General features: G+C 63.2%; 1 protein-coding gene. It reads left to right on the top strand.

The genetic code is table 11. From position 1 onward, the window contains the following. Positions 1 to 152 precede the first annotated feature (152 nt). Positions 153 to 428: a transposase gene (locus D2K64_RS24120; protein WP_120010964.1), complete on the top strand. Its 276-nt coding sequence runs from the start codon at positions 153 to 155 to the stop codon at positions 426 to 428. Positions 429 to 532 lie beyond the last annotated feature (104 nt).

Genomic DNA, 532 nt, shown 5'->3' with positions numbered 1-532 from the left:
TGCCTTCACCCCAGCAGAATGCGCCAACTACTTCACCGCCGCCGGATATGAGCCGGAGTAGGTGGAAAATGCTCTAGGAAGCGCTCATCCTCACGCCTGATCAGTGGGGCAGGCAATCCTCTTTGGACGATCTGGCGAGACTGATCGGCTGAGTGCCAGTCGAGAGCCGCCTGGAGGGCATTCATTCTGCGGCGAGAGGCGAGCCGGCTTGGCCACCCTTGGCCTTGCTCAAGGCGATGCTGATCGCAGTCTGGCACGGCCTCTCCGACGTGAAGCTCGCGGAGGCTCTCGACGACAGGGCCTCGTTCCGGCGGTTCTGCGGCTTCTCTGCCCAGGAGCCGACGCCGGAGCGCACGGCCTTCGTGCGCCTCCGCCGGAAGTTGATGACGCAGGTTCCTATAGCACCTCTCTCTAAAGTGCCCAGGTAGTGCTAGATGTCTGGTTGTGAGACCTCTTTGGCAGCTTCAGCGATGAGGCGTGCGCGGGCGACATCGTCAGGTCCGGCGCGTCCCTCGGGCTGGTCAGACTTGGC

Source organism: Teichococcus vastitatis, assembly GCF_003604215.1.
GTDB lineage: Bacteria > Pseudomonadota > Alphaproteobacteria > Acetobacterales > Acetobacteraceae > Pseudoroseomonas > Pseudoroseomonas vastitatis.
Note: the sequence above shows the minus strand (reverse complement) of the source record. Positions and strands in the feature narration are given on the sequence as shown.